Genomic DNA, 4,459 nt, shown 5'->3' on the forward strand with positions numbered 1-4,459 from the left:
CGCTTGTTGATTGCATCTCAGGCATGTACATTAGGGTGGCGTATTATGCAAGCATCGGATAAGCAGTCTCAAGAGTTTGCTTTGTTTCTTGTGCGTCTGTCAGGTCGGCAAATGAAGCACAACAAACCGATAACTGCGCCTGCGCTAATGGCTGGGTTGTTCCAGTGGCTTAACTTTACCGAGCTTGTTAATCATTATCCCCCTGATAAGCTAAAGTACTTTGCTGATGCTGCTAGTAAATTTATGTAGATACCTATGCTTTTTTAAAGGAAGGGTTGGGGATGGATTCTAGCCAAGCACAGCTTGACTCTTGCGAAGCTAAGAAGTTCCCCCAGAGCTTTTCTTAACGCTTCTCAGGGGATGGATTCTAGCTGGGTGTCGTTCCTCCACGCCAGCCTACGTCAAATCTACTAGTCAATCCACTATTTAGACTGCGAGGTTAACCACTGCATAAACTGTAAACTGTGTTGCTCACGCTGATTGTCGGCATACTGATAAAACTGAGTACCGATCAGATTGTCTGGCAAATACTGCTGTGGATAATAATGATTGGGGTAATCATGCGGATAGACATAATTCTGCCCATAGCCCTCTGCCTGCATCAGTTTAGTCACCCCATTACGCAGATGTAATGGCACTGGAGACTGGTCTTTTTGTGCCAACTGCATTGCCTTGTTAATTGCCAAATAAGTGCTGTTACTTTTGGCAGAAGTTGCCAAATATACCACCACTTGCCCTAGAATAATACGGGCTTCAGGCATACCAATGGCTTTTACCGAGCGTAACGCAGCATCAGCAAGCAGTAATGCATTGGGATTGGCATTACCGATATCTTCACTGGCCAAAATTACCAAGCGTCGTGCGATAAACTCAGGTGGCTCACCAGCGACCAGCATCCGTGCCATCCAATACAGGGCTGCGTCTGGATCTGAGCCACGCACTGACTTAATCATCGCTGAGATAATGTCATAGTGCTGATCACCATCTTTGTCATAGCGCTGCAAGGCAGTTTGTGCCACACTTGCTAACAGCTTGTCATCAATGATAATCGGTTGTTGTGAGTGATCAGACGCTTGCACTGCCAACTCAAGCAAATTTAAGGCTTTACGGGCATCACCATGTGCCAGCTTAGCTATCTGGGCAGTGGCATCCAGCTGAATAGTCAGCGTCGATAGCAGCTCGTCTTCGCTTAACGCCCGTTGTAACAGTGCCTCTATTTGTGCCTCGTCCAAAGGTTGTAGACGATATACTTGGCAGCGTGACAACAAGGCATTATTGACGCTAAAGGACGGGTTTTCTGTGGTGGCGCCAATTAAGGTAATGTCGCCTGCCTCAACAGCGCCAAGCAGCGCATCTTGTTGCGCCTTATTAAAGCGGTGAATTTCATCAATAAATACCACAGGCGCCGCCATCCCGCCTTTAGCGCCAGCATCGAGCACATCGCGCAGTTGTTTGACCCCAGTATTAATCGCAGATAGTGGATAAAAGGGGCGACCTACTGCATCTGCTAGTAGCATGGCGATGGTGGTCTTACCGATACCTGCCTCACCATGCAAAATCAATGAGGGCAGATGACCATGCTCAACAAAGCGACGAATTGGCGCACCTTCCGCCAATAGGTGGCTTTGACCGATGACCTCGTCCAGTGACTTGGGACGTAGCCGCTGTGCCAAGGGGATGTCCGCTGTGTTAGCGCTGCTTTTTGGTGCAGAAGTTATCGCTGTTGCTAGGCTGTTATCTTCCTCAATCAATGAGGGCTGAACTGGGGTATTAGATGGAGCCATAGTCTGTTTCAGATGCCTTGTGTATTGCTAAGCTTGATTGTTTTGAGCTTGATTGTTTTGAGCTTGATTGTTTTTAGCGTGATTGCTGCTAACAATGTGGGATAAATCTATGACTATAATCTTCCATATTCATTAAAGCAAGTTAAGACGGTTGTCGTTTCTGACATTAAGATACCCAAACCAAAGAGCAGCTGTGTATTGAAATTGCCACTAATCGTAGTCATTAATAGAATGGTAGTAACCCAACTTTTAGCTGATTAGAAATGGTTATTATACCTTTTTTGAAAAACAACCTATCTTTGTCAAACTCGCTAAACCCGCTACTTGTAGCGTTTGCACTCATTGTCCTCGATATCTTAATTTTCAGATTTGGTATTACCTCACTATCAAGTCAGTTAATGCAACTGGAGCGAGTAACCGATGAAATTATCTTTGTTGTGCAACCCTAAGTCTGTCACACAACAAGCCAAACAATTGGCAAATAATGCACAGAAAAAAATAATAAAAAAAACCTCTGGCAACAGCCGACCATTAACAACGGCGGAAGTTGCTATGGTGCACTCTGTTTTTGGTACAGACTTTGATGTCAAACGGGTGCAAATTAAAAGCGCTTGTTGGGTATTAAAAAACTATGCCATCAGTCCCAATGGCAATATCTATTTTCACCCAGACGATTGGGTTGAGGACTTTGGTGAGCAGCCACTGGCAAAACGGGCGTGGCTGATCCATGAGCTGACCCATGTTTGGCAATTGCAACAAGGTTTAAAAGTGGTGCGTGGGGCGCTTATTAACCGCCGTTATGACTATGTGTTGGCAGAGGGCAAGTCATTTTTTAAGTATGGTATTGAGCAGCAAGCACGCATGGTAGAAGATTATTATATGCGCCGAGAGCGTGGGCTGGATTGTCAGGCATGGGAGGCGTGTATTCCGTTTTTGCGTGCATAAGTTAAAAGACAGAAAAAAGCCCTCAGTATCTAAATACCGAGGGCTTTTTTTTAACAAGACGCTTGTCTGTTAATTAGGCTTATTTGCGGTCTTCTAATTTTACGAAGTCGCGTTTTACTTCACCTGTGTATAACTGACGTGGGCGACCAATGTTAAATGGTGCACTGTGCATCTCTAGTAGATGGCTGATCCAACCTGCGGTACGGGCTAGAGCGAAGATTACGGTAAACATAGACGTTGGAATACCGATCGCTTTTAGGATGATACCTGAGTAGAAGTCAACGTTTGGATATAGGTTGCGTTCTACGAAGTATGGGTCTTCTAAAGCGATTTTTTCAAGTTTCATCGCAAGCTCAAGCTTAGGATCTGTAATGCCTAGAGCGCCTAACACTTCGTCACAGGTTTCTTTCATGACTTTGGCACGTGGGTCAAAGTTTTTGTAAACACGGTGACCAAAGCCCATTAAGCGAACTTCTTTACGCTTCACTTTTTCCATGTATTCTTCAACGTTATCGACTGAGCCGATTTCATCAAGCATGGTTAGTACCGCTTCGTTAGCACCACCGTGTGATGGGCCCCATAGCGCAACGATACCGGCTGCGATACAAGCATATGGGTTTGCACCCGTAGATGCTGTTAAGCGGACAGTTGAGGTAGACGCGTTTTGCTCATGGTCTGCGTGTAGCGTAAAGATTTTGTCCATAGCACGAGCGATGACTGGATCTACTTTGTAGTCTACATCCGCTGGTGTTGCAAACATCATGTATAGGAAGTTTTCCGCGTAATTGAAGTCATTACGTGGGTACATGAATGGTTCGCCCTTGGTGTACTTATAGCTCATTGCAGCGATGGTTGGAATTTTTGCAATCAAGCGAATTGCAGTGATGTCACGCTGTTTTGGATCAGTCACATCTAGGTGATCGTGATAGAACGCAGATAGGGCGCCAACCACACCAACCATAACGGCCATTGGGTGAGCGTCACGACGGAAGCCTTCAAAGAATTTACGTAGTTGCTCATGAACGCCAGTGTGCGAAAGTACTTTGTCATAAAAGTCTGCTTTTTGCTCAGCGTTTGGCAGATCTCCATGTAGCAGGGCATAACATACTTCTAGGTATTCAGCATTGTCTGCTAGTTGGTCAATTGGGTAACCACGGTGGAGTAACTCACCTTTTTCACCATTGATGTAAGTGATTTTTGACTCAACTGGTGCAGTTACTTTGAAGCCTGGATCATATGTCCAATAGCCTGCTTTTTGAAATGCAGAAACATCGATAACTGGATTGCCTAAGGTCCCTTTATGAATTGGTAATTCGTATTCCTGTCCATCTACCTTTAAATATGCTGTATCGTTAGCCATAAAATCCTCTTCATTGTTAGAATTAATAGTAAGTTTTGGAAGTCGATAGTATTAACCCTTGTGAGATTGCACCTTGGCATAATACAGATGTACCAAAGCACGGCGATACTGAGCTTAGGTGCGATAGGGGTTAAGTTATCGAAGGGATGACACTGTAAAAATAATGTCGTTAGGAGCTATATAGAATTCATTTACAGTCCTAATAAATGAATTCTATACAGCTCTTAGTTATTAAGGTCTGTTGAATAAGTTTGGTTTGGTTGGTTAAGCCGATCTCAGTTTTTTAGGGAGTCCGACCAGAATAAAATAATCCAAACTTAAACTTGGTATCCATGTAGACAATTTGTATATTACCAGTTAATAACTAGAA

General features: G+C 44.2%; 3 protein-coding genes and 1 pseudogene. 2 read left to right on the top strand and 2 right to left on the bottom strand.

Annotation, left to right across the window (positions count from 1 at the left end):
• A pseudogene (locus tag H140_RS13880) lies at positions 1–249 on the top strand (transposase); the annotation flags it as partial.
• Positions 250–422: 173 nt separating this feature from the next.
• Here the strand turns inward: H140_RS13880 and H140_RS0103925 are convergent.
• Entirely contained in the window at positions 423–1,784 is a 1,362-nt protein-coding gene (locus H140_RS0103925) for a replication-associated recombination protein A (protein ID WP_019672353.1), read from the bottom strand.
• Between the two features lie 420 nt (positions 1,785–2,204).
• On the opposite strand from H140_RS0103925, the gene H140_RS0103930 reads away from it, so the two are divergent.
• Entirely contained in the window at positions 2,205–2,729 is a 525-nt protein-coding gene (locus H140_RS0103930; protein ID WP_019672354.1) for a hypothetical protein, read from the top strand.
• A 79-nt stretch (positions 2,730–2,808) separates the two neighbouring features.
• Here the strand turns inward: H140_RS0103930 and gltA are convergent, their stop codons facing one another.
• Positions 2,809–4,089 carry a citrate synthase gene (gene gltA / locus H140_RS0103935; RefSeq protein ID WP_019672355.1) on the bottom strand — a complete coding sequence of 427 codons (1,281 nt, stop codon included), beginning with the start codon at positions 4,087–4,089 and terminating at the stop codon, positions 2,809–2,811.
• Between the last annotated feature and the right edge of the window lie 370 nt (positions 4,090–4,459).

It is taken from the genome of Psychrobacter lutiphocae DSM 21542 (assembly GCF_000382145.1).
GTDB classification, from domain to species: Bacteria; Pseudomonadota; Gammaproteobacteria; order Pseudomonadales; family Moraxellaceae; genus Psychrobacter; species Psychrobacter lutiphocae.